Source organism: Streptococcus sp. 5004 (genome assembly GCF_013276755.1).
In the GTDB taxonomy this organism is placed as follows: Bacteria; Bacillota; Bacilli; order Lactobacillales; family Streptococcaceae; genus Streptococcus.
On the sequence record NZ_VMLP01000006.1, the window covers coordinates 33986 to 59942 of the forward strand.

Consider the following 25957-nt stretch of genomic DNA (forward strand, 5'->3'; position numbering starts at 1 on the left):
CGAAATTTTCTCATTTTTAAAAGAAAAAGGGCGCTGGTAAAGGATAATCTTCACCAACTCCCTATTTTTCTACTTAATCTAAGCCTAATTCTGCCAAGATTTGACGTTTGTAGGCAATCTTTTGGACTTCCTTGTCCTCATCTTCAGACCAATCTAGTTTAATTTCTGAAACAATCTGCCCAGGGCGATTTTTCAAGATATAGATGCGGTCGCTGAGACTAAGAGCCTCCTCGATACTATGCGTGATGATCAGGGTCGTTAGCTGCAACTGCTTGTGAATCTCAAGATACCAAGCGTGGAGTTCCATCTTGGTCATCTCATCCAAGGCGCTAAAGGCTTCATCTAAGAGAAAGAGCTTGTGCCCGAAAAGGTAGGTCCGGAGCAAGGCTACACGCTGGCGCATCCCACCACTTAGTTCATGAGGGTATTTATCTCTTACAGCTGTCAACTGGAAGGTCGCAAGAATTTCATCCGCTCGGGAAATAGCTTCTGCCTTATCCACCTTTTGAATCAAGAGGGGCAGAATGATATTACCAAGCACCGTCTTGTGTTCCAAGAGCAGATCCTTTTGCAACATATAACTCACGCGCCCCTTGGGATTTTCTTCACCATCAAGGACAATTCTCCCTGACTGAACTTCTAAAATCCCAGCGATTAGATTAAAGAGGGTGGTCTTTCCAACACCACTTGGGCCTAGGATGGAAACCACTTCACCTGAAGTCACCTGCAGGTTAATGTCCTCTAAAATCCTCTCCTGACCATAAGCATAACTGACGTGTTCTAGTCTTATTTCTGTCATTATTTCACAAATTCGTTGGTGAAGCCTTTATCTGTCAAATCTTCTTTAAGGATACCATTTTCTTTATCCCATTTGTAGAAGGCATTCCAGCGAGTTGCATCAAATTGACCCCATTTTTCCTTGTCGCTTGCGTATTCTTTTGACAAGTATTTTTGAGATTCGATGACAAAGTCACGTTTTTCCTGAAGTTCAGGTGCATTCTTGATGAGGATATCAGCCGCTTCTTCTGGATGCTCCATAGCATATTGGTAACCTTTTTTGATGGCTTGGATGACTTTACGAGCTTCTTCTTTGTTATCTTTCAGATAGTCGTTGTTTGCGATGATAACTGGTGAATAGTAGTCAAATTCTTTAACGTAGTCTTTCAAGTACATGAAATTAGCATCTACACCTTGAGATTTAGCAAGAATTCCGTCCCATCCATAGTAGATCCAAGCAGCATCAAAGACGCCATTGGCAATCGGTGTGATTGAGTTTGAGTCGTTATTTGGTACTTTTTCAACCTTCTCAAAGTCTCCACCTTGTGATTCTACCAAGGTTTTCAACATAGCAAGTTCAGTTGGGTCATTCCAAGTCCCGTATTTCTTACCAACTAAGTCTTTTGGACTGCTTACATTGTCAGATTTACGTGAGATGATTCCTGATGTATTGTGTTCAACAATAGCTGCAACGGCAGTGATTCCTGCTCCTTTTTCCAATTTTTTAGCCATGTAGTCTTGGAAATACACTGCAAATGGTGCCTTACCATTGATAACCAAGTCAGATGAGCTTTCTTCTGGTGGCAATTTCAAATCAACATCCACTCCAGCTTCTTTGAAATAACCTTTTTCCTTGGCAACATATAGCCCTGTGTGGTTAGTATTTGGTGTCCAGTCTAGGATAAAGTCGATCTTCTTGAGTTCTGCTTCTTTGTTGTCCTTAGAAGCAGTTCCTTGACCACAAGCTACAAGCACGACAGCTACAAGAGCTGTTAAAACAGTTAAAAACACTTTCCATGTTTTCTTCATTTTGATTTCCTCTTTTCTTTTTTGAAACATTCTTATTCTACGAACGTTTCCATTTAATAACATATTTTTCACTGACATCAACCAGCTTCATACCCATAAGGCTGATAATCGATACCAGAATAATAATAGCAAACATGGTATCATACTGAAACAGTTTCTTGGACTGAATCATGTAGACACCTAGTCCTTCAAAGCCTCCCAACCACTCAGATACCACTGTTGTGATAAAGGCGTAGGAGACACTGACCCTCAGACCTGCATAAAAGTAAGGCAGGCTGACTGGGATTTTAAAATGCCACAGGATTTGCCAAGGCTTGGCCCGCATCAAACTAAACAAGGTCAGCATATCCTTGTCACAATGCCTAAAACCGTCCAAAATACTGACGATGATAGGAAAAGTTGTCGTCAAAATAATCAAGACAATCTTGGGCAGAATCCCATAACCTAGCCACAAGACCAAGATAGGAGCTATGGCAATGGTCGGAATGGTCTGAACAACCACCATCATAGGGTAAATCAAGTCATTGAGCCAAGTCAAACTGTCCATGAGCACAGCCATGAGACAGGCAATCAAGACTCCCAAAATTAGACCTAGCAAAGCCACTCTCAAGGTCGCCCAGCTATGGTACCAGAGAAATTCTCTATCACGAACAAAGGCCTGAAGAATTTCAAAAGGTGTCGGCAGGATAAACTTGGGGAGAAGTTTAAAAAAACCTGCTAACTGCCAGATTGACAAGACTCCCAGAAAGCCCAATAGACTAATGTGTCGTCTCAGTATACTTTTCAAGTTTCTCATCAATACTTAAAATCTCTCCTACATTTATTTTGACATTGGCAAAGACATTATCTGCCTCCTGCCCTGCCACTTCCAGCGCTTCTTTGAGAATGCGCATGAGCTCATCAAACTCCCCTTCCAAGACCGTTTCAAATGGTGTCACCACCATGGTCACTTCTTGAGCTTGTAGATAAGCAATGACCTGATCGATAACAGCAATCCGATCAATCCCCTGTGCCAAGGGTAAAACTTGCAAGGCAATGCTTGCTTTCATAAAAACCTCCTCTTCTCGTTTTCCTTTGACAAAAAGAAAAACCTTTACCATATATGGAAAAGGTCAAGAATAGACTAAGTATCGTTCCCTACGCTGGCATTACCCAGATCAGGTGCGGTCGAAGTTTAACACTTCCTCTCAGACTGTACACAGACTCCCATATATTATATAGATATATGATAGCGCAAAATAAGAAAAATGTCAAGGAAACTGCTTACAGAAAAGAGCAGGAAAAATTTCCTACTCCAATTTTCTATACTCGTTCTCCATCACTGTTTACTCTGTAGCCATCCACCGTCGTATTAACAGCTAAGGCACCTGAAGAGTAAGAATAATACCACTTACCAGAAACTTGATACCAGCCTGTTTTCATTGCCCCTGAACTATCCAGATAATACCACGAGCCATTTTCCTTTAACCAGCCTGTCTGCATTTCACCAGATGATTTCAAATAATACCAGCTGTAACCATCCTTCAACCAGCCTGTTGATTTAGACCCATTTGATTTGAAATGATACCAACTACCATTTATTTTCTTCCAACCGACAGTTGAACTACTATTGGATCCATAGCTAGAGATGTTTCCTGATTGGTTCTGATAATTCTGTGAAGAAGCCACTCCTTCTAGCTGAATATAACGACGACTTCCGTTATAAGCTGTATAACTCAACCACTTGTATCCATCTTTTTCGAGAATTTGATCATAATGAACCTTCTCCCCAGGATAATAGTAATCAATCGCAGTTGCGCTAACTAATGGCTGATTTTTGATAGCAGACTTAGACTTGAAATAATGTGTTCCTCCTGTTGAAACTGAGGTTTGACTATTCCCAACACTGCCACCAGCCAAATCTTTAAAATGAATAAATCCTGTCATCATATTTGCTTTTATACTTCGTTTATTATAGGCTTCTGTATAACCATAGTTATATTCCTCGATCTCAATCTGATCTCCCATTACATTTGACACCCAGGCAACATGCCCATAAGTTCCTGCAGTAGACCAAGCAATAGAGCCAATCGTCGGTGTATTATCTACACGATAGCCTTCACGACGAGCACGATGTCCCCATTCATTCGCATTTCCATAAGCCTTTGCAATCTCAAAACCATTGACACTACTCAAACGAAAGGCTGCAAAAGAAGTACACTGACGAGAGTACATGCGCCACTGATCAATCTCCTGGCTCCCATTTTTATAATAAACAGGATAATCATCTCCACGCGCAATCGACCCATTCCCTCCAGAATAGGCATAGACACTATCACCCGCTGCTAGCATCAATCCTACTACTAAAAAAGGAACAACCTTTTTAACTGACATCTTCAAACAATAACTTGTCCCTCTTACTATAAACGGTAAAATTTTCATTCTTCCTCCTTGAAACTAATATAAATCGAAGATTGCCTTCACTTAAACTATTCGGAGAAAAAAGAAAAAGTGAGAAAATTTCTCACTTTAGTCCAGATAATGAATCAAATTCTTTTCTGTAAGAATATCTGAGTAAGTAAAGGATTCAACGTAAACATTAGCTTGTTTATCTCCTTCCACATTCCCAAATTCCACAATAAATAGGGATGGATAAACTTCAATTAGCTTACCCAATCTATTTTTTTGGCGCTTACGTCCATTTTCCAAAGTCATTTCAATTACATGACCCTCATGTGCCTTGATTTCCTCTTTGATTTTTTTCATCTTAGCTACATCTGTAAATGCATCTGTCATTTTATGCCTCCCTTTTTGAGATACTTGAAAATTTATTGTATTCTTTTTGGAAAATCAATTCCACTGTTCCACGAGCTCCACTACGGTTTTTCTCGATAATAACTTCCACCTTATTATTTGGGATACCGTCCTCTTCTTCACCACCACGTTCATAGTAGTCATCGCGATAGAGAAAAGCTACGATATCAGCGTCCTGCTCAATAGACCCAGATTCACGAATATCAGACAAGACCGGTCTCTTGTCCTGACGTTGTTCTACACCACGAGAAAGCTGACTTAGAGCAATTACAGGAACTTTCAGTTCCTTGGCTAAGATCTTCAACTGACGAGAAATTTCAGAAACTTCTTGTTGACGATTTTCTCGGCCTGTACCTGTAATCAATTGCAAGTAATCTATCAAAATCAAACCAAGATTGCCCGTTTCTTGAGCCAATTTACGAGAACGAGAACGAATCTCTGTAATCCGAATCCCTGGCGTATCATCGATATAGATACTGGCGTTAGCTAAATTCCCTTGAGCAATGGTATATTTTTGCCACTCCTCATCAGTCAATTGACCCGTACGGATAGAATGGGATTCCACCAAACCTTCTGCCGCTAACATACGATCCACTAGACTTTCCGCACCCATTTCCAGTGAAAAAATAGCAACCGTTTTGTCCAACTTAGTCCCAATGTTCTGAGCGATATTCAAGGCAAAGGCTGTCTTACCAACCGCCGGACGAGCTGCTAAGATAATCAACTCCTCTTCATGCAGACCAGTCGTCATATGATCTAAATCACGATAGCCTGTCGCAATACCTGTAATATCGGTCGTTTGTTGCGAGCGAGCTTCCAGATTTCCAAAGTTGACATTCAACACATCTCGAATGTTCTTAAATCCACTTCGATTAGCATTTTCGCTGACATCAATCAGGCCTTTTTCTGCCTGAGCAATGATTTCATCAGCTGGTTGTGAAGCCTCGTAAGCTTGGTTGACAGACTCTGTCAACTTGGCAATTAAACGACGTAGCATTGCTTTTTCTGCAACGATTTTAGCATAATACTCCGCATTAGCAGAAGTGGGCACAGAATTGACAATCTCAACTAGGTAAGACAGGCCACCAATATTCTGCAAATCACCTTGATTATCAAGAATGGTACGAACCGTTGTTGCATCTATAGCATCACCACGATCGGATAAATCAACCATAGCTTGGAAAATCAAACGATGGGCATACTTAAAAAAGTCCCGAGACTCAATGTATTCTCGCACAAAAACAAGCTTACTCTCATCAATAAAGATAGCCCCTAAAACGGATTGCTCAGCTAAGATATCTTGAGGTTGTACTCGTAACTCTTCTACTTCTGCCATCAGACTTCCCTTCCTTTTACAATCTTGTCAAGAAGGTGTAAACTTATCCTTCTTTCACACGAAGGTTGATTACACTTGTGATATCTTGATAGATTTTCACTGGTACATCAATCAAACCAACTGCTCGAATCGGAGCTTGTACTTGAATATGACGTTTATCAATCTTAATTCCAAATTGCTTTTGCAATTCTTCTGCAATCTTCTTATTGGTAATAGAACCAAAGGTACGGCCATCTGGACCAACCTTTTCAACAAATTCTACAATAGTTTCCTCTGATTCAAGTTGGGCTTTAATTGCTTTTGCTTCTGCAATCATTTCAGCGTGAGCTTTTTCTTCAGATTTTTGTTTACCACGAAGCTCACCTACCGCTTGAGCAGTCGCTTCTTTTGCTAGGTTCTTTTTGATAAGAAAGTTTTGCGCATACCCTGTTGGTACTTCCTTAATTTCGCCTTTTTTACCTTTTCCTTTGACATCTGCTAAAAAGATTACTTTCATTCTTCTTTCTCCTTTTCCTTTATTTCATTTAATACAATTTCTGTCAGTTTTTCACCTGCTTCTGACAAGGTTAAATCTTTAATTTGAGCTGCAGCCAAATTAAAGTGGCCTCCACCTCCCAGTTCTTCCATAATCCGTTGTACATTCAATTTACTACGACTGCGAGCTGAGATAGAGATAAATCCTTGTGTATTCTTCGCAAGAACAAAACTCGCTTCAATACCCGACATAGCTAACATGGCATCTGCTGCCTTACTAATAACAACTGTATCATAGCATTTCGTGTCCTTAGCCTCTGCTATCAGTACATCTGAACCTAATTTACGCCCCTGTAAAATCAGTTCATTGACCTCACGATATTCTTCAAAATCTGTCGCAGCGATTTCTTGGATAGCAATACTATCACTTCCTCTCGTTCTGAGATAGCTAGCAACATCAAATGTCCGACTAGTCACTCGTGAGGTAAAATTTTTAGTATCCAGCATCATACCAGCCATCAAAACACTGGCCTGCATACGACTCAGACGATTTTTCTTAGAATTCTGGAACTGAATCAATTCCGTTACCAACTCACTGGCACTGCTTGCACCACTTTCGATATAAGTGATAACTGCATTATCTGGAAAATCCTGATCCCTTCTATGGTGGTCAATAACAATAGTTTGGGTAAATAAATCATAAAATTCTTTTGATAATGTTAAGGCTGTCTTTGAATGGTCTACAAGAATCAACAAAGAACGATTAGTCACCATCCCCATTGCATCCTTAACAGACAACAACTTCGTAACTCCTTCTTTTTCTAAGAATGAAACAGCTCGTTCAATATCTGGAGACATTTGTTCTTCATCATAAAGAGCATAGCTATTTTCAATCACATTGCTGGCGAACAACTGCATACCTACAGCAGAGCCCAGGGCATCCATATCTAAATTTCTATGCCCAACTACAAACACTTGATCCACACTACGAATCTTATCAGATATGGCTGTCATCATTGATCGAGTACGGGTACGAGTGCGCTTGATAGACGCAGCCGACCCACCTCCAAAGTAGACTGGATTTTTCGTTTCATCATTCTCCTTGACAACCACCTGGTCGCCACCACGTACTTCAGCCAAGTTCAAGTTGAGCAAAGCAACTTTCCCTATTTCATCATGATTTCCATCGCCATAAGAAAATCCCATACTTAAGGTCAAGGGCAACTGTCTCTGTTTCGACTCTTCTCTGAAAGCATCAATAACAGAAAATTTATCATTCATCAAGCCCTCAAGCACCGTGTAGTCAGTAAAGAGATAAAATCGATCCATACTTACCCGACGAGAAAACATCATGTATTTTTCTGAAAACTCTGATATAAAATTAGCTACAAAACTATTGATTTGACTAATATCTGACTCAGAAGTTGCATCCTCCAAATCATCATAATTATCCACAGATACAATTCCAATCACTGGTCGACTCGTTACTAACTCATCTGTTATGGCTTGCTCCCTGGATACATCTACAAAATACAAAACACCGGAAGAAGCATCCATATGAACAGCATAACGCTTCTCACCCAGTTTGGCATAAGTAGACGGATTTCCTACTGAAGCCTTGATAATCGTTTGAACAGCTTCCAAATCAAAATCGCCATCTTCCTTGGTCAAAATCAATTCAGCATAGGGATTAAACCACTCAACCTCTCCAGAAGATAAATTCAATTTCATAACACCTACAGGCATCTGTTCCAATAGAGATGTCAAACTTTCTTCCGCTTGGTGGTTTACATACTGTATCTGTTCTACATCACTCCTTGTATAATGCACTCTCAGTTTCTTAAATAAAAAAACATAGCCTCCTACAAAAAGAAACAAAATTAAAAGCGTCAACAGATTATTATTAACAAAAATAATGAAAGTGGATAAGACTCCAAACGCAATCAATCCTACTAGAATAGGAAAAATTGGACTTACATAAAATTTTTTCATTCCAAACCTCTTGGCACCCATTATACCATAATAACCCTCAAAAAGCGACTTTTAAAAGTGTAATCAGTAATTCTATCAATTATAAGAAAAAGGAGGTTTACAATTCAGTAAACCTACCTTTACACATATTGAAATTAAGATTCTTTAACTTCTAACAAACCAATTTCGCCATCCTCACGACGATAAATCACATTGGTTGTCTGATCTTCAACATCCACATAGATAAAGAAATCATGTCCTAACAAATCCATTTGTAGAATAGCTTCTTCCAAATCCATTGGTTTTAAATCAATTTGTTTTGAACGAACAACTCTAGACTGGACAACATTTGGATCTTCCACCAAAGCATCTGTAAATAATTGACTAGTTGCTACCTTATTTTTATTTTTACGCTCGATTTTTGTTTTATTTTTACGAATCTGACGTTCAATTTTATCAGTTACAAGGTCAATTGAACCATACATATCTTGAGACACATCTTCTGCGCGGAGAGTAATAGATCCAAGCGGAATCGTTACTTCCACTTTAGCCGTTTTTTCACGATAAACTTTTAAGTTAATTCGGGCATCCAACTCTTGTTCAGCTTGAAAATACTTTTCGATCTTTTCGAGTTTAGAAACTACATAATCACGAATTGCTTCTGTTACTTCTAGGTTTTCACCACGGATACTATATTTAATCATATGAGTACCTTCTTTCTAAACATTTTTGTTTTTATGATTTTATTATAACGCTTTCATTCTATTTTTGCAAATTTTTTCCTCATCTTACAAGGGAAAATGTTTTTACATCCTCAGCACCAGCTTCTTCCAGCAGTTTCTTCACACGATTTATAGTTGTTCCTGTAGTATAAATATCATCTATAAGTAGGATTTTCTTAGGAATAATGATTCCACTTTTAATAAAAAAAGGAAGTTCTGTAGCTAAACGTTCTGAACGACTCTTAGAAGAACTGGCTCTCTCTTCTCTTTTCTCTAGTAAATCCAGATACTCAAAGCCTGCTGCCTCTACAAAGCTCTCAACCTGATTAAATCCTCTGTTAGCATATCTCTCCTTACTTAATGGAATTACAACAAATTGATACTCTTTGTACTTTTTTAACTCCTCACTTAAAACTGAAGCAAAAACTTTTCTTAAAAGGAAGTCTCCATCAAACTTATACCGACTGAAAAAATCCTTCATAGCTTGATTGTAAGTAAAAATTGCTCTATGACTGACCTCAACTCCTTCTTTACACCAAAATTGACAATCTTGACACTTTGTTGACAACTCTGTTTTCATACAATTTGGACAGTTCTCTTCCCCAATTCTTTCAAAAGTAGAATCACAGTCTAAACAAATACAGGAGGCATCATTCTTCAGAAGTAAGAGACTACTGAAAGTTAAAACAGCCTTCATAGTCTGCCCACATAACAAACACTTCATAGACCAGCCTCCTTATTCATCATCTGAATTTCCTTAATCGCCTTCTTGATTGAAGCATTTAACCCATCATGGAAGAAAAGCAAATCTCCTGTCGGTCTATCCATGCTTCGTCCAACTCGTCCACCAATCTGAATCAAGCTTGACTTGGTAAACAAACGATGGTTGGCTTCTACTACGAAAACATCCACGCAAGGAAAGGTAACCCCACGCTCCAATATCGTCGTACTGATAAGTATTGTCAGCTCTCCATCTCGAAAAGCTTGTACTTGCTCTAATCGATCCTCTGTTACAGAAGATACAAAGCCAATTTTCTCATTTGGAAATTGCTCCTGTAAGATTTCTTTTAACTGCTCCCCTTTCTTAATTTCTGAAGCAAAAATGAGTAAGGGATAAGCTGTCTTTCTCTGCTTCTCAATATAGGACTTTAACTTTGGTGACAAACAATTCTTATCCAAATAGCGATTAAAATCCGATAACCAAACTGGCTTAGGAATAATCAACGGATTTCCATGAAATCGTCTAGGCAAACTCAGTCTTTTTAGTTCTCCTAAATGGACCTTTTTATCTAACTCATCAGTCGAAGTCGCTGTTAAAAAGATTCTCAGCCCATTCTCCTTTACACTATTCTTGACAGCATGGTAAAGCGTGGGGTTGTCAACATAAGGAAAGGCATCTACTTCATCCACTATCAGTAAATCAAAAGCTTGATAAAATTTTAATAACTGATGGGTTGTCGCAACAACTAGTGGTGTTCTAAAATAAGGTTCCGATTCTCCATGTAGGAGGGCTATCTTACAAGCAAAATCCTTTTGCAGGCGCTTATACAGCTCCAAACAAACATCTATGCGAGGACTAGCCAAACATACTGCACCACCTCCATTAATCACTTTAGCCACAACTTGATAAATCATTTCTGTCTTTCCAGCCCCTGTCACCGCATGAACTAAAGTTAGCTCTTGCTTCTCTACTGCTTGAATCAATCCCTCTGACACCTTTTCTTGAAAAGGAGTTAATTGACCACGCCATTTAAGAACATCCTGTTTAGGAAAATCCTCCTGCGGAAAATAGTATAAAGCTTGGTCACTCCTGACTCGCTTCATCAGCAAGCACTCTCGACAATAGTAAGCACCGATGGGCAAATACCATTCATCTAAAATAGCACTATCACAACGTTGACAGACAAGTTTCCCCTTCTCCTTTCTCATTGCTGGAAGTTTCTCCGCCAACTGACGTTCTTCTTCTGTTAATTCATTCTCAGTAAACAAGCGACCAAGATAATTTGGATTTACTTTCATACTTCTTTATTCGTAAAAACCTAGCGCTTTAGATGATTTTTTAGTACAATTAAATCATGGAATTTAGAACAATTAAAGAGGACGGTCAAGTCCAAGAAGAAATCAAAAAATCACGCTTTATCTGTCATGCCAAGCGTGTTTATAGCGAAGAAGAGGCTCGTGACTTCATTACCACCATCAAAAAAGAACACTACAAAGCTACGCATAACTGCTCTGCCTTCATTATTGGAGAACGTAGTGAAATCAAACGAACAAGTGATGATGGTGAGCCTAGTGGTACTGCTGGCGTTCCCATGCTTGGGGTGCTAGAAAATCACAATCTTACCAATGTCTGTGTGGTAGTGACACGCTACTTTGGTGGTATTAAACTAGGCGCTGGAGGACTGATTCGTGCTTACGCCGGCAGTGTCGCCTTAGGTGTCAAAGAAATTGGTATTATTGAAATAAAAGAACAGGCTGGCATTGCTATTCAAATGTCTTATGCTCAGTACCAAGAGTACAGTAACTTCCTTAAAGAACATAATCTCATGGAGCTGGATACAAACTTTACAGATCAAGTCGATACGATGATTTATGTTGATAAAGAAGAAAAAGAAAATATTAAAGCTTCACTTATAGAGTTTTTTAATGGAAAAGTCACTTTAACTGATCAAGGTTTACGCGAAGTTGAGGTTCCTGTAAACCTTGTGTAAATAATAGATAATACAGTGTTTCACTGATATTTTCTCCGCTACTTTAATTAGCAACATAAAAAGATGCTTGCCAAGACCTACTAGAAAATGAAGCAATTCAAAAAGAAAACGGATAGCGTTCTCCTTTACACCTATTTACTAGAATTAGCTTATCACAATCGCTTGAAAATTAATGGCTTAGACCTGTGATATAAAAAAATCCTATCACTTCGATAGGATTTCTATATTTTACAAATGGTATAGATAGCGTTATACTAGAGATATCTTATACAAAGAGGTATTCATATGTCTATTTATAACAACATTACTGAACTAATCGGTCAAACTCCGATTGTTAAACTCAACAACATTGTGCCAGAAGGTGCTGCAGATGTCTATGTAAAACTTGAAGCATTTAACCCTGGTTCTTCTGTAAAAGACCGTATTGCTCTTAGCATGATTGAAAAAGCTGAACAAGACGGTATTCTGAAACCTGGTTCTACTATTGTTGAAGCAACAAGTGGAAACACTGGTATTGGACTTTCATGGGTAGGGGCTGCTAAAGGGTATAAAGTTGTTATCGTTATGCCTGAAACTATGAGTGTGGAACGACGTAAGATTATCCAAGCCTATGGTGCTGAACTCGTCCTTACTCCTGGTAGCGAAGGAATGAAAGGTGCTATTGCTAAGGCTCAAGAAATCGCTGCTGAACGTGATGGTTTCCTTCCTCTTCAATTTGACAACCCAGCAAATCCAGAAGTACACGAAAGAACAACAGGAGCTGAGATACTAGCTGCTTTCGGTAAAAATGGATTAGATGCCTTTGTTGCTGGAGTTGGTACCGGTGGAACAATTTCTGGTGTTTCTCATGCACTCAAATCAGCAAATTCAAACATTCAAGTTTATGCAGTGGAAGCTGATGAATCTGCTATTCTATCTGGTGAAAAACCTGGTCCTCACAAAATTCAAGGTATATCAGCTGGATTTATTCCTGATACACTGGATACAAAGGCTTATGATGGTATCGTTCGTGTAACGTCAGACGATGCTCTAGCACTCGGCCGTGAAATTGGTGGAAAAGAAGGTTTCCTTGTAGGGATTTCTTCAGCTGCAGCTATCTACGGAGCCATCGAGATTGCCAAAAAATTAGGTACAGGTAAAAAAGTTCTTGCTCTAGCACCAGATAACGGTGAACGTTATCTCTCTACAACACTCTATGAATTTGAAGTTTAGTCTCCTAAATGCACTTAGCCCTTATTATAGGGCTTTTTATTTTTACCTTGAAAATAGGAAGTTCTCCCTATAAGGATCGACTGCATAGAAAAAAGGAAGCAAATTTACTTCCTTTCTATAATTAGTTATTCAAGGCTGCTGCCATTGTAGCCGCAACTTCAGCTTCAAAGTCGTTTGCAGCTTTTTCGATACCTTCACCAACTTCAAAGCGAGCGAACTCAACTACTGAAGCGTTAACTGACTCAAGGTATGCTTCAACTGTCTTGCTGTCATCCATGATATAAACTTGTGCAAGAAGTGTGTAAGCTTGGTCAACTTTAGTATTGTCAAGCATGAAGCGATCCATTTTACCTGGGATGATTTTGTCCCAGATTTTTTCTGGTTTGCCTTCTGCAGCCAATTCAGCTTTGATGTCAGCTTCAGCTTGAGCGATCACTTCATCAGTCAATTGTGCTTTTGATCCATATTTCAAGTGTGGAAGAGCTGGTTTGTTAACCATTGCACGGCTTTCGTTATCTTGGTCGATAACGTGGTTCAATTGTGCCAACTCATCTTTAACAAATTGCTCATCCAATTCTTTGTATGAAAGAACTGTTGGTTTCATAGCAGCGATGTGCATTGAAATTTGTTTAGCAAGTGCTTCGTCTCCACCTTCGATTACAGAGATAACACCGATACGTCCACCGTTGTGTTGGTAGGCTCCGAAGTGTTGTGCATCTGTTTTTTCAATCAAAGCAAAGCGACGGAATGAGATTTTTTCTCCGATAGTCGCTGTTGCAGATACGTATGCAGCTTCAAGAGTTTCACCTGAAGGCATTGTCAAAGCAAGAGCTTCTTCGTTGTTAGCTGGTTTTCCTTCAACGATTGCTTTAGCTGTTGCGTTTACCAACTCAACAAATTGAGCGTTTTTCGCAACGAAGTCAGTTTCAGCATTTACTTCAACAACTGCTGCAATGTTACCGTCAACATAAACACCAGTCAAACCTTCTGCAGCAACACGGTCAGCTTTCTTAGCTGCTTTTGCCATACCTTTTTCGCGAAGCAATTCAATCGCTTTTTCGATATCGCCTTCCACTTCAACCAATGCTTTTTTAGCGTCCATAACACCAGCACCAGATTTTTCACGCAACTCTTTAACAAGTTTAGCTGTAATTTCTGCCATTTTGATTCTCCTATATTTTTTAAAAATAGGAGAGCCGGGCTAAGCCCCGCCCTCCTAGGTAATTACTATTTATTATGAATTAAGCGTTGTCGCCTTCTACAACTTCAACGATTTCTTCAATTGAATCTGCTTGAGTTTCTGAAGCTGCAAATTCTGCTTCAACTGCTACTGCATCCTCACCTTGACGTCCTTCGATGATAGCATCAGCCAATTTAGCTGTAATCAATTTAACAGCGCGGATAGCGTCATCGTTAGCTGGGATGATTACATCGATATCATCTGGATCAGTATTTGTGTCGACCATCGCTACAACTGGAATTCCCAATTTTTTAGCTTCTTTAACAGCGATTTGCTCTTTATGTGGGTCAACTACGTACATCACATCTGGGATACGAGGCATATCTTCGATACCACCCAAGAATTTTTCAAGACGCGCACGTTGTTTGTTAAGAAGTGCAACTTCTTTCTTAGGAAGAACTTCGAAAGTTCCATCTTCTTCCATACGTTTAATTTCTTTCAAACGAGCGATACGTTTTTGGATTGTTCCCCAGTTTGTAAGAGTTCCACCCAACCAACGGTGGTTGATGAAGTATTGACCTGAACGTACTGCTTCTTCAGCAACTGCATCAGCTGCTTGTTTCTTAGTACCAACGAACAATACAACTGCATCGTTAGCTGCTGCATCACGCATGAAGTCGTATGCTTGGTCAGCGTATTTTACAGTTTGTTGCAAGTCGATAACGTGGATTCCGTTACGCTCTGTAAAGATGTATTTAGCCATCTTAGGGTTCCAGCGACGAGTTTGGTGACCAAAGTGTACACCAGCCTCAAGAAGTTGTTTCATTGAAATTACTGCCATGAGTATTTCTCCTTTTTGTTTTTTTCCTCTTCTTGACTTCAACTCGCAAAACGACCCAAGGGCAACTGCTTCACAATTCATCAAGAATGAGTATTATCGTTCACACGACAATTTTTATTCTACCATACTTTTTCGATATTTTCAAGCTATTTTGATGGGATTTTTAATCGTTATTGTCACGGTAAAACCTGAAAAAGAGGGCTCTATTCGAGTCCCTCTCTAATTAGTCTGCATAAATATATGTCACAAAACCTTCAGAAGTCGTTGTTGGATTAAACCATCCACGGTGGTTTCCAAGTGTGCGATTACCTGCATAGTTTGATTCTGATACTTGGATACGTGTTGTTGATTCAACAGCTGTAACAACCGCTACGTGTCCATATCCACCATCGTTCCAACATGCAATTGCTCCAACTTGAGGGGTTGAACCTGTACGGAAACCTGCTGCTGCTGCACTTGTGGCCCACTGTGCTCCATTACCCCAATAGTCTCCAGCCCAAGGTGCTAATGTTTTAACTCCCCAGGTACATTCACCAATTGGATAAGTTGAGGCATCTGTGTTATATGTTGGACGTACTTTAGCCTGAACAGGTGCTACTGCAGATTCAGATACTGCCTGTACCTGTGCTGTTAGGTTGGTATTACCTGAAGCAAGTACTGATTGTTGTTGGCTAGCTTGTTTTTCTTTATAAGCCGCTTCTGCTGCCGCAGCTGCACGAGCCTCAGCCTCAGCTGCTGCTTTTTGTTCCAATAGACTTGCTTTTTCCCCTTCAGCTGTCGCTTTCTCAGCAGCAAGACTCAATTCAGCAGCTTTTAGTTCTGCCTGTTTAGTAGTCAATGCTTGAGCATCATCTGCCAATTTTTGTTGATTAGCAATTACAGTATTGATAGCATCATTGTTTGCTACTTGCTTTTCAGAAATAGCTTTCTTATCTGCCTTTTGTTGTTCCAACATTTTGTTATTCGCAGATACGATTTCACTCATTGCAGCAACACGTGAAATAGCTTCTGTAATTGATTTTGAGTTTACAATCGTATTGATGTAGCTAGTTGCAGCTCCATTTGTTTGAGCACTACGAGCTTGTTTTTCTAAAGATTGGTTACGAGAAACAATGTTTTTAGAAAGTTCTGTAATCTCACCCTCGAGTTTCTTAGATTCTGCTTGTAATCTATCATTTTCAGATTGCAAGTTAGATTGCTCTGCTTGAATAGCAGATACTTGCTCCTGAATTTGATCAACTTGTTTTTGTGCTTCTTGTTGTTGTGCTGTTAAGTTACTAATTTTATTATCTTGAGCAGCAATTTTGTCATCAGTCGTTTCTGCATGGGCAGTCGTCAATACTGCTGCCTGGGAAACCATTACTGTACTTAATAAAAGCGAGGCTAAGATTTTTTTCTTCATGGTTAATAAATACTCCTTCTGTTTAAGACAATACTAGTATACCAAAAAAAACTCCAATAAATATTACGCCTTTGTTACATTTATATGTCGTTCTTATAGATAATATTTTTCAAAAATAAATTGAAAAACAGTAACCCATAAAAAATTTAAAATCATCGTCGGTACCAAGCTATAGACTATAAAAATCGACATGTTATCCACTGTCAGCCCTACCATAAAAGCCAAAAGATAACTACCCATTTCAAACAGGAATGTCAGGACAATCATGGCTAGCATTCTTGTCCAACGATTCAACAAAATAACACTATTCAATTTATGAAGAAGGGCTCCCAATAAGATAAATAAGAGAGTTGCAATCCCTATTAGATGGAAAAAGTAAACATCATAAACCAGGCCCACCATAAAACAATAGACTAGATAGAGATATTCTGATACTTCTATTGTCTCAAATAAGAGAAATAGAAAAAGAAAATGACTAGCCAAATGTACATGGGGGAAAAATGAGCCCAGAAGCTGGCTAATATGGGCGTCAATTAGAACAAAGAAAGGAAGCAATAAAAACACTCCAACCCGCTTCAACTGTCTCATTATGAATTCCCCACTAATTCTATCACATCCACATTATGAGTATCTGCACTCAATTTAACAGTTACTTCTCGTGTCAAATAGTCTGTACTATGCGTTGTGGCAACCACTTCACCAACAGGAATATCAGCAACGTTAAAGTTTCCTAATCCACCAGTAGTCACCTTATCTCCCGCACTAATATCGCTATTACTATTTAATTGGCTAATTTTAAGAACTTCATTTTCCTTGTCGTAGCCAACAATAATTCCATAAATTGTGGTAGTGCCGTGTTGAATTTTAACAGAAATCTTATCAGCATTTTCCGTATTTGTCAGAAGGTTGACCATGGTAGAGTTGTCCTCCACTTTTGAAACGCTCCCAATCAAACCACCATTTGCAATAGCTAACATGTTATCTGAAGCTCCTTTTGATTTGCCTACATCTAAGGTCAATTCCTGTTTCCAAGATACCGGAGAACGCATAATAACATCTGCTGCTAAAGTCTTTGTGGCTTGCAATTTAGACTTCATATCAAGCAATTGACGCAATTGTTCATTTTCTGTCTTTAAACTTTCCGCCTCATTTGATTTAACTTCTAATTGGTAAATCTGTTTCTTCAAACTTTCATTTTCATTATATGTTCGTGTCAAATGAGCCAAATCTGATTTGACAGAATCAAACCACTGAAAAGGTTTTTGTACAACCCTATCAACCAATGAAATTCCATCTCCTAATTTTGTTACAATTGTACTTGAATAAGTCGTCGCTAAGAGAGCTGATACAAGCAGAACAGTGACAAAAACAATAATGACATATTTTGATTTTTTAAAACGGTTCATATCCCTACCTTTATATCAAGAACTGTTACAGTAACTTTTTTATCAATTCCTGAAAGCTACTAAGATTTTAAGAAAAATAAGCAACAACCAAGTACGATAACAACAAGAATGGTCAGCGTATCCTTTCGAGTCCATTTCAATTGTCGGTATTGACTTCTGCCTTTTCCACCCTGATAACCACGCGCTTCCATGGCGATAGCCAAGGAATCCGAACGTTTTAAACTTGTCGCAAAAAGAGGAATCAAAATAGGAATCATAGCCTTTACTTTTTGAGCAATGCTTCCTTCACCAAAATCCACTCCACGCGCTTTCTGTGCATTCATAATCCGCGTCGTATCATCCATCAAGGTTGGAACAAAACGTAGACTCATGGACAGCATCAATCCAATTTCATGAACTGGAACTTTCACACGCTTTAAAGGCGCTAACAAAGCTTCGACAGCTGATGCCAAACTTAAGGGCATGGTCGTTAAGGTTAACAAAGTTGAAAAGAAAATAATCAATACAAAGCGACAAAAAATAATCCCAGCTTGTTGCAAAGCATAATCCGTGATTCTCACAAACGAAAACTCAAATAAAACATTCCCATTAGAAATGAAAAACAGTTGAAAAATAGTTGTGAAGGCAATCAAGAAAAACATAGACTTCAAGCCCTGAATAAAAAATGAAAGAGATACTCCTGACAAGGCAATAAATATCCCTGTCGCTATAAAAAGAATTAGATTCGTCAAGGGGTTATTAGCCCAAAAAACGATCAAAATTAGTAGCATCATAGCCAGCAATTTGCTACGTGGATCCAATCGGTGAACAATCGAATCCCCTGGGATATAACGCCCCAAAATCATACTATCCATTTCGCGACTCCTTGAACTCCTCTATCTTAATCGGTAATCGTTTAAATGACACACCTCTATCAGCCAATCGTTTACAAAAGGCCGTAATTTTAGGTACTCCCAACTGCACTTCTTCCATAAAGACAACATCTTGAAAGACATCACTTGGCTTACCACCCTTAACTAGACGTCCCTTTTCCATCACATAGACTTGATTCGCATATTCAGCAACATCATCCATCAAATGCGTTACCAAGACAATGGTCATCCCTGACTGGTGGAGTTTTTTGAACAAATTCATCAGCTCTTTTCTTCCCAGAGGATCTAGGCCTGCTGTGGGCTCATCTAAGACTAATATGGCTGGTTCCATAGCAAGTATGCCTGCAATGGCAACACGTCTCATTTGTCCACCTGATAGCTCAAACGGGCTACGATTAAAAAGTGATTCATCGATTCCAACCAGAGCCAGTTTCTCACGCGCAATCTGCTCCGCATCTTCTTCAGAAACTCCAAAATTTTGCGGGCCAAAAGCAACATCTTTCAAAACCGTTTCTTCAAAAATCTGATTTTCAGCAAACTGAAATACCAAGCCAACCTGTTTTCTAATTTGACGAATATCTTTATTTTTAGAAGTCGAGGTGATTAAGGTATCAAAAACCCGCACGCTCCCTTGACTTGGAACCAATAAACCATTTAAGAGTTGTAAAATAGTTGATTTGCCACTACCTGTATGGCCAATTAAAGCCGTATAAGAACCATCTTCAATCGTCAAAGAAACATCCGACAAAGCTGCTGAAGCTAAGGGAGTCCCTTCTTGATATGTAAAACTCACATTTTCTAGAGCAATTCCCATAGCTTATCCTCTAGCTCACTTTCTGTCAAATAATTTTCAGGTAAATCATAGCCATTCTGGTTCAAAGAATGTTTTAATTGATTGGCAAAAGGATTGTCTAATCCAATTTGATCTAAATCATTTCGAGAGAAAAGATCTCTTGGACTACTAGTTGATTCAATTGACCCTTTTTTCATGACCAATACACGATCACTCATGGCAACTTCTTCCAAATCATGTGTAATGGAAATGACCGTCATATCATAGTCTTTCCGAATTCCTTTTACTGTCTCAATCAGTTCTCTACGCCCCTCAGGATCCAACATACTCGTTGCTTCATCTAAGATTAGAATAGCTGGTCTTAGGGCTACAACACCTGCAATGGCCACACGTTGCTTTTGGCCACCCGATAAACGTGCTGGCTCTCTCTTTTTAAAGTCCAACATGCCAACCAAATCCAGAGCTTCTTCCACTCTCTTTTTCATTTCTTGACGAGAAAGGCCCTGATTTTCCAAACCAAAGGCAACATCGTCTTCAACAGTCGCTCCAACAAACTGATTGTCTGGATTTTGAAAAACCATACCGATTTGACGACGTATATTCCAAACATTTTCCTCAGTTAGCCGTTGGCCATCAATTACAATCTCTCCAGATTCTGCTTCTAGTAAGCCATCAATTAAGCGAACCGTCGTTGATTTACCACTACCATTATGCCCTACAATCGAAAGCCATTCTCCACGTTTCACGTGAAACGTAATATCCTTCACATCATAGTATTCCTGACTTTCCTTATAACGAAAAGAAAGATTTTTTACATCAATTACTGATTTCATTTCGAACCAAATGTCCCTTTAAATACATAGGCACTACCCTTGAAATAATCATAGCCAGAGTAGATAGTGAAAAACAAGGCTACATAAAGTAGAACTTGACCAAGCAAAGTCCAGTGTAATAGCAAGAAAATAATGGCAAACATCTGACTGAAAGTTTTAATTTTTCCAGGCATTGCTGCTGCTAAAACTGTTCCACCAGTTTCAACCAATAAAAGCCTTAAACCTGTCACAGCCAACTCACGACAGATGATCACTGCAACAATCCAAGCTGGAGCCATACCTAGCTCAATCAACATAATAAAAGCCGACATAACTAGTAGCTTATCCGCCATAGGATCTGCAAATTTACCGAAATTACTGACTACATTCCATTTACGAGCTAAATATCCATCTAAATAGTCGGTAATACTGGCAACAGCAAAGATAATAGCTGCCACTATATGACTCTCTATCGAATTTCCTATCGTTAAAATAAAGATAAAAATAGGTATAAAGAGAATTCGACCTATTGTTAAGAGATTGGGAATTTGTTCTTTTTTCATTCGTTTTTCCTTAATTTTTAGTAAAGGTTACAGTGATTTGTCCAGTCTGGGCTGTTAATTTCGATAAATCAACAGTCTGATTATCTACTGTCAAAGCAACACCTTTTACAACACCTAACGTAATGGTTACAGGACTTTTAGTTGCAACTGTTGCTTCTGCACTTTTATTATCCGGTGATAAGGTTACACCGCCCTCAAGTTCGCTTTCTGAAACGCTGACCCAACTTGTAACATCTGAAACTGCCAATTGCAATTTAACTGTTTCCTTACTTGTCTTATAAGCGATTTCTACATGATTTCCTTCGCCTGATACACTTATAGCTGATTCTACACTAGAAGAACTGCTAGATGAACTACTACTTGAGGAGTGGGGAACAGAGCTAGTTGAACTTATTGAACTTGTTGATTGAACCACACTGTAATTAGAAAGAGAAAGCCCCTCTGGTTGAGTTTGAATATAGTTCCAAACATAATAGGTCACAAAAATTAAAATCGATAAAGCAAAAAGGATAAAATAAAATAAAGGTAAAAATGATGTTTTTTTCTTCTTTTTCTTACTGGAACGTCTACGACCTGTCAACTCATCTTCATCAACATCTACTTCCTCATAAGTAATCATACTCCCAGAATCATAAGCATCCAAGACAATTTGGTCATCTAACTCAACAGCCCATGCATATTTTCTCAAGAAAGAACGCGTGTAAAAAGGACTTGGAAGTTGATCGAAATCGTCTGCTTCCATTGCTTCCAACATATCTAACTGGATTTCTGTCTTTTTCTGCAATTCATCTAAACTCAATCCCTGATTGATTCTAGCTAATCGTAAAACCTCTCCAATTGTTTTTTTTCTCATACTTGTCATCCCTTCTTTCTAGTGTCTATTATGATAGGTTACTACGATGGGAATATTGTAAAATCAACTATGTCACCATCATCTATTAAATGATGTCCAGCATCAAGGACATCCTCTAAAGTAATTTCCTGTAAAATCTTTGGTAAATCAAAAATTGTCTCACCATGTTCAAAAGCATCATATTGCGTTGCAATAAATTCAAGAGAGTTCATGCTACTGAAAAATTCTCCAAACATCTCTCTTTTGATAATATCTAAATGATCCTCTGTAATATCTAAATCCTTTGTAAAATTACGAATGGCCTTCCTAAATTGATGAGATAAAGCAACTGGCTCTTTCGTATCCATTGTCAACATAACAAAATGAAAACGACTTGTTACTTCAATTTCAAGAGATAAGGAAGCATCTATTTTACCTGATTCATATAACTTTTGAAAACGATCCGAAGTCCAACCAAACATCATTGCAAACAATAATTTTAATAAAATATGATGTCGATAGCAATCCGCTTCAGAAACTTCTCGCTTACCTCTAACTCCAATCGCTAGTTTGGGAGAAGATACTTCCATTCTCATACTGTCTGTTTGCTTTACAGCCTGTAAAACAATTTTTTCTCTTGCTACTTCCTGAACATCTAAATCTTTCCGTTCTTTTCTTTCAAAGTATCCCTGTACTAGCTCCACATCAAAATTACCAACTAAAAACAGAGACATGTTTACAGGTTTGTAAAACCTTGTAAAATTTTCTTGCAAATTAGTTAGATTGATTTGGGAAATGGACTCCTCACTTCCAACTATATCAGTTGCTAAAGGAGTACCAGGATACAAATTCGCTAAGGTTGAAAAGAATAAACACGAATCTGGATCATCTTGGTACATTTCTCGTTCCTGCTGAATAATATCCTGCTCTCTCAAAATGGAAGCTTCAGTAAAATGTGCTGATGTTACTAATTCATCAAGTAAGTCTAAATTTTCTAAAAAATGATCCGTTGCTGAAAAAAGATAGCTTGTTTTTGTAAAGCTTGTAAAGGCATTACTATCTGCACCTAGACTCGTAAAAGCAGACATCAAATCACTAGAATCTTCTCTTTCAAATAATTTATGTTCAAGAAAATGAGCAATTCCTGCAGGATATTTTTTTACATCTCCGTCAATTTCTGTGACAAGCGTATCTATCGAACCAAACTGGACAGTTACACTCCCGTAAACCTCTTTAAATTCCTTTTTAGGCAAAAGAGCAACTGTCAATCCATTTGACAAACGAGTTCGATAAATCATTTCTTTTACAGCTGGATAGTATTTTTCTTCAAAAACAACCTTTGTCATTCTATTCCTTCCATAAAGTAAATCGCTTGTAGTTTCACATTATTAGCTGCTCTACAAATAGCATCTTTGTCAACTTGCTCGAGTTTTGTAATCCAACTTTTAAAGTCTGCTGAAGATTTTCCAAGTAAGGCATTTTGATAAGCACGTTCAATCAATGAACCTTGATTATCTTGAGAAAGTAACAAAGACCGACGAATCATTTCCTTGGTCTGCTCTAACTCAAGCTCTGTAAAATAACCTTTTTTTAAATCAAGCAGTTGATTGTTCATCATTTTACGAGCCTGATTCCGATTTTCTCGATCAATACCAGCATACATCCTCAAAAATCCACTAAATAAATCAAGCTGACTTGAAATAGTATAAGCCAATCCAGCATTTTCACGAACATTTGTAAAGAGCTTAGAATGAGCAAATCCACCCAGTAAACCATTCATTACAATCATGGGTAAATGTTGCTCATCACCATATTCAGCAGAGCAATGATATCCCAACTCTAAAATAGACTGTTCCACATTTTTCCGAATCATACCTTCTTGTAGTATATTGGAATAAGGTTGACAATACTGAACCTTCACATCTCCTTTTCGACCTTTAAAGGCAAATGATTCTAATACATTTTGAATTTCAACCTCATTAAAATCACCCAGGAAAAAGAAATCTATTCGATCATTGGCCAAAAATTCTTGGAAACAAGAATAAGAACTTTGTGGAGTTTCAGCTAAAATACGATTTCGTAAATCACTGTATTCCAATTTGAGACGTTCATCATGAAAAAATAACTTGTCTAATTCTTTATGTGAAAAATAAAAAGAATCATCCATATCAGCTGCTAAACTTGCTAGCAATTGTTTTTTCTCAATTTCAAATAAGGCCGAATCAAACCTATTATCAAATACTACGGGTGAAAAAAGAGTTTCTTTTACAAGTTCCAAAACCTGAGAAGTTAGCACATTTTTCTTACTTAAAAACTCATCACGAACATAATTAAATGTCAATTCTACAACATGACTTTGCCCTCTTCTAAAACAATTGGTTGACATATCTGTACCATATAGACTGGCCAAGTGTCTCCTAAAATTTTGAAAAGTGGGGTACATCTGGTTGGCAGTTTCTAGCATACTCGCACTCAACATGCGACCTGCAATCGTATCAAGAGATAATGGAGCTGTAAAACGCACGGTAATTTTGTTCGTTTTAAACTTCTTTGATTGGATAAAATGTGTTGAAATTCCATGCACTAACTCCATGATTTACCTCCTTATATACAGACTTCTATTATATCACGAAAACCTGAAATTTTCTTGTTCTCTGTAACACTTTTGAAATAAAAATCGCTTACATTTCTCCCTGTTTCTCTCACTATTTTTAGGAAAATATGGTATAATACCAAAGATTGAGGTGAATTATGGAATACAAATTATTTGAAGAATTTATTACCCTCCAAGCACTACTCAAAGAACTTGGAATTACACATAGCGGAGGAGCTATCAAATCATTTCTCTCTGAACATTCTGTTTACTTTAATGGGGAATTAGAGAGTCGTCGCGGTAAAAAACTTCGTATTGGTGATAAAGTTGACATCCCTGACATGAATATTGACATCTTGTTGACACAACCTACTTCTGAGGAGAACGAGGAATATCAAGCTGATAAAGTTGAAAAAGAACGAATCGCTAAACTTGTTAAGGAGATGAATAAAGGAGTAAAAAAAGATAAATCAAAACCTACTTCATCACCCAAAAGCAAACAAGCTCCGCGATTCCCTGGTAGATAATCATGTGGCTACAACAACTATCTCTCAAAACTTTTCGTAACTACAAAGAGACGAAAATAGACTTTAATCCTAAATTAAATGTCTTTTTAGGACGTAATGCACAAGGTAAAACAAATATGTTAGAGGCTATCTATTTTTTAGCCTTAACACGTAGCCATCGAACTCGAACAGATAAAAATCTCATTCATTTTGATGAGGAACAACTTCATCTTTCAGGTCTTGTTCAGAAAAAAACGGGATCTATTCCTCTCGAAATCGAACTAACACAAAAAGGACGTGTGACAAAAGTTAATCACCTAAAACAGGCACGCCTTTCAGATTATGTCGGACATATGAATGTTGTCTTATTTGCTCCTGAAGATTTACAACTAATTAAAGGAGCACCTTCGATTCGACGAAAATTCATTGATATGGAACTTGGACAAATCAAGCCAATCTATTTATCTGACTTAACCAATTATAACCACATCCTAAAGCAAAGAAACACTTATCTAAAATCAGCTCAAAAAATAGATGGAACCTTCCTTTCAGTCTTAGATGATCAGCTAGTTGATTATGGATGTCGTGTAATGAATCACCGCTTAGATTTCATAAAAAAACTAGAATCATTTGGGCGTAAGAAACATTTTGAACTCTCTAATCAGATTGAAGAATTGTCAATATCCTATCAATCTTCTGTAAAGATAACTGACAAAGAAGATTTATCAGAATCTTTCAAAATTGCTTTAGAAAAAAGTAGGTCCAGAGATTTATTTAAAAAGAATACTGGTGTTGGGCCTCATCGAGATGATATTTCTTTTTATATAAATGGGATGGATGCTAGTTTTGGAAGTCAAGGTCAACATCGTAGTCTCGTCCTATCGATAAAATTAGCAGAGATCGAATTAATGGAAAGTATTACTACAGAATCTCCGATATTATTGCTTGACGATGTTATGAGCGAACTTGACAACACTAGACAACTAAAATTATTAGAAACGATTTCTCAGTCAATCCAAACCTTTATCACAACAACAAGCTTAGATCATCTTCAAAATCTGCCAAAAAATCTAAGCATCTTTACTATTCAGGATGGTAAAGTTGCTGTAAATTAAAATTGATAACATCGTAA

28 protein-coding genes and 1 riboswitch are annotated in these 25957 nt (G+C 38.1%); of the genes, 4 read left to right on the top strand and 24 right to left on the bottom strand.

Annotated features, from left to right (window positions below):
* Window positions 1–73: 73 nt before the first annotated feature.
* The 12 genes from HT685_RS02230 to HT685_RS02285 form a co-directional block, all read right to left on the bottom strand.
* On the bottom strand, window positions 74–799 hold the full coding sequence (locus HT685_RS02230) for an ABC transporter ATP-binding protein (protein WP_173224880.1): 726 nt from the start codon (window positions 797–799) through the stop codon (window positions 74–76).
* Window positions 799–1806 carry an ABC transporter substrate-binding protein gene (locus tag HT685_RS02235; RefSeq protein ID WP_173224878.1) on the bottom strand — a complete coding sequence of 336 codons (1008 nt, stop codon included), beginning with the start codon at window positions 1804–1806 and terminating at the stop codon, window positions 799–801. The genes HT685_RS02230 and HT685_RS02235 overlap by 1 nt, the downstream gene beginning before the upstream one ends.
* Before the next feature lie 37 nt (window positions 1807–1843).
* Window positions 1844–2602, bottom strand: coding sequence for an ABC transporter permease (locus HT685_RS02240; protein WP_173224875.1), 759 nt, complete (start codon window positions 2600–2602; stop codon window positions 1844–1846).
* Complete coding sequence (locus HT685_RS02245) at window positions 2565–2855, bottom strand: thiamine-binding protein (RefSeq protein ID WP_000647659.1); 291 nt, start codon at window positions 2853–2855, stop codon at window positions 2565–2567. Before HT685_RS02245 ends, HT685_RS02240 begins: the two co-directional genes overlap by 38 nt.
* Window positions 2856–2923: 68 nt before the next feature.
* Window positions 2924–3026, bottom strand: a riboswitch (TPP riboswitch).
* Window positions 3027–3108: 82 nt separating this feature from the next.
* Complete coding sequence (gene cbpD / locus HT685_RS02250; protein WP_173224872.1) at window positions 3109–4227, bottom strand: choline binding-anchored murein hydrolase CbpD; 1119 nt, start codon at window positions 4225–4227, stop codon at window positions 3109–3111.
* Window positions 4228–4314: 87 nt separating this feature from the next.
* Window positions 4315–4581, bottom strand: coding sequence for a Veg family protein (locus tag HT685_RS02255; RefSeq protein WP_000128619.1), 267 nt, complete (start codon window positions 4579–4581; stop codon window positions 4315–4317).
* A gap of 1 nt (window position 4582) precedes the next feature.
* Window positions 4583–5935, bottom strand: coding sequence for a replicative DNA helicase (gene dnaB / locus HT685_RS02260; protein WP_050142692.1), 1353 nt, complete (start codon window positions 5933–5935; stop codon window positions 4583–4585).
* Window positions 5936–5978: 43 nt separating this feature from the next.
* Window positions 5979–6431, bottom strand: coding sequence for a 50S ribosomal protein L9 (gene rplI / locus HT685_RS02265; protein ID WP_173224870.1), 453 nt, complete (start codon window positions 6429–6431; stop codon window positions 5979–5981).
* The gene (locus tag HT685_RS02270; protein WP_173218770.1) at window positions 6428–8401 is read right to left on the bottom strand and encodes a DHH family phosphoesterase; all 1974 of its coding nucleotides are present in this window, start codon (window positions 8399–8401) and stop codon (window positions 6428–6430) included. The genes rplI and HT685_RS02270 overlap by 4 nt, the downstream gene beginning before the upstream one ends.
* 134 nt (window positions 8402–8535) lie before the next feature.
* A complete protein-coding gene (raiA, locus tag HT685_RS02275) occupies window positions 8536–9084 on the bottom strand; it encodes a ribosome-associated translation inhibitor RaiA (protein ID WP_173251454.1) in 549 nt (182 codons plus the stop codon).
* A gap of 79 nt (window positions 9085–9163) precedes the next feature.
* Window positions 9164–9826 (bottom strand): ComF family protein, encoded by a 663-nt coding sequence (locus HT685_RS02280; RefSeq protein ID WP_173278940.1) that lies wholly within the window; start codon window positions 9824–9826, stop codon window positions 9164–9166.
* Window positions 9823–11121: a DEAD/DEAH box helicase gene (locus HT685_RS02285; protein ID WP_173224863.1), complete on the bottom strand. Its 1299-nt coding sequence runs from the start codon at window positions 11119–11121 to the stop codon at window positions 9823–9825. Before HT685_RS02285 ends, HT685_RS02280 begins: the two co-directional genes overlap by 4 nt.
* A gap of 56 nt (window positions 11122–11177) precedes the next feature.
* Between HT685_RS02285 and HT685_RS02290 the strand changes: the two genes are divergently transcribed.
* Entirely contained in the window at window positions 11178–11813 is a 636-nt protein-coding gene (locus HT685_RS02290; protein WP_173224861.1) for a YigZ family protein, read from the top strand.
* Window positions 11814–12098: 285 nt separating this feature from the next.
* Entirely contained in the window at window positions 12099–13025 is a 927-nt protein-coding gene (gene cysK, locus HT685_RS02295; RefSeq protein ID WP_173224859.1) for a cysteine synthase A, read from the top strand.
* Window positions 13026–13146: 121 nt separating this feature from the next.
* Here the strand turns inward: cysK and tsf are convergent, their stop codons facing one another.
* From tsf to HT685_RS02355, 12 genes are all read right to left on the bottom strand, one after another.
* On the bottom strand, window positions 13147–14187 hold the full coding sequence (gene tsf, locus HT685_RS02300; protein WP_050223249.1) for a translation elongation factor Ts: 1041 nt from the start codon (window positions 14185–14187) through the stop codon (window positions 13147–13149).
* A gap of 79 nt (window positions 14188–14266) precedes the next feature.
* On the bottom strand, window positions 14267–15046 hold the full coding sequence (gene rpsB / locus HT685_RS02305; RefSeq protein ID WP_000268466.1) for a 30S ribosomal protein S2: 780 nt from the start codon (window positions 15044–15046) through the stop codon (window positions 14267–14269).
* 223 nt (window positions 15047–15269) lie between these two features.
* Entirely contained in the window at window positions 15270–16448 is a 1179-nt protein-coding gene (locus HT685_RS02310) for a CHAP domain-containing protein (protein WP_081530007.1), read from the bottom strand.
* A gap of 93 nt (window positions 16449–16541) precedes the next feature.
* The gene (gene mreD / locus HT685_RS02315) at window positions 16542–17036 is read right to left on the bottom strand and encodes a rod shape-determining protein MreD (RefSeq protein ID WP_172929838.1); all 495 of its coding nucleotides are present in this window, start codon (window positions 17034–17036) and stop codon (window positions 16542–16544) included.
* The gene (mreC, locus tag HT685_RS02320) at window positions 17036–17854 is read right to left on the bottom strand and encodes a rod shape-determining protein MreC (protein WP_173224857.1); all 819 of its coding nucleotides are present in this window, start codon (window positions 17852–17854) and stop codon (window positions 17036–17038) included. Before mreC ends, mreD begins: the two co-directional genes overlap by 1 nt.
* A 59-nt stretch (window positions 17855–17913) precedes the next feature.
* The gene (locus HT685_RS02325; RefSeq protein WP_173224855.1) at window positions 17914–18708 is read right to left on the bottom strand and encodes an energy-coupling factor transporter transmembrane protein EcfT; all 795 of its coding nucleotides are present in this window, start codon (window positions 18706–18708) and stop codon (window positions 17914–17916) included.
* Window positions 18701–19540 carry an energy-coupling factor transporter ATPase gene (locus HT685_RS02330; protein ID WP_173224851.1) on the bottom strand — a complete coding sequence of 280 codons (840 nt, stop codon included), beginning with the start codon at window positions 19538–19540 and terminating at the stop codon, window positions 18701–18703. Before HT685_RS02330 ends, HT685_RS02325 begins: the two co-directional genes overlap by 8 nt.
* On the bottom strand, window positions 19525–20352 hold the full coding sequence (locus tag HT685_RS02335) for an energy-coupling factor ABC transporter ATP-binding protein (RefSeq protein ID WP_173224848.1): 828 nt from the start codon (window positions 20350–20352) through the stop codon (window positions 19525–19527). Before HT685_RS02335 ends, HT685_RS02330 begins: the two co-directional genes overlap by 16 nt.
* A complete protein-coding gene (gene pgsA, locus HT685_RS02340) occupies window positions 20349–20894 on the bottom strand; it encodes a CDP-diacylglycerol--glycerol-3-phosphate 3-phosphatidyltransferase (protein WP_049511275.1) in 546 nt (181 codons plus the stop codon). The genes HT685_RS02335 and pgsA overlap by 4 nt, the downstream gene beginning before the upstream one ends.
* Window positions 20895–20904: 10 nt before the next feature.
* The gene (rodZ, locus tag HT685_RS02345) at window positions 20905–21747 is read right to left on the bottom strand and encodes a cytoskeleton protein RodZ (RefSeq protein ID WP_173224846.1); all 843 of its coding nucleotides are present in this window, start codon (window positions 21745–21747) and stop codon (window positions 20905–20907) included.
* A 41-nt stretch (window positions 21748–21788) separates the two neighbouring features.
* Window positions 21789–23072: a pitrilysin family protein gene (locus HT685_RS02350; protein WP_173224843.1), complete on the bottom strand. Its 1284-nt coding sequence runs from the start codon at window positions 23070–23072 to the stop codon at window positions 21789–21791.
* On the bottom strand, window positions 23069–24319 hold the full coding sequence (locus tag HT685_RS02355) for a pitrilysin family protein (protein ID WP_173224841.1): 1251 nt from the start codon (window positions 24317–24319) through the stop codon (window positions 23069–23071). Before HT685_RS02355 ends, HT685_RS02350 begins: the two co-directional genes overlap by 4 nt.
* A gap of 158 nt (window positions 24320–24477) precedes the next feature.
* Between HT685_RS02355 and yaaA the strand changes: the two genes are divergently transcribed.
* On the top strand, window positions 24478–24846 hold the full coding sequence (gene yaaA, locus HT685_RS02360) for a S4 domain-containing protein YaaA (protein ID WP_172923668.1): 369 nt from the start codon (window positions 24478–24480) through the stop codon (window positions 24844–24846).
* Between the two features lie 2 nt (window positions 24847–24848).
* Window positions 24849–25940, top strand: a complete 1092-nt coding sequence (gene recF, locus HT685_RS02365) for a DNA replication/repair protein RecF (protein ID WP_173224838.1) — start codon at window positions 24849–24851, stop codon at window positions 25938–25940.
* Window positions 25941–25957: the final 17 nt, after the last annotated feature.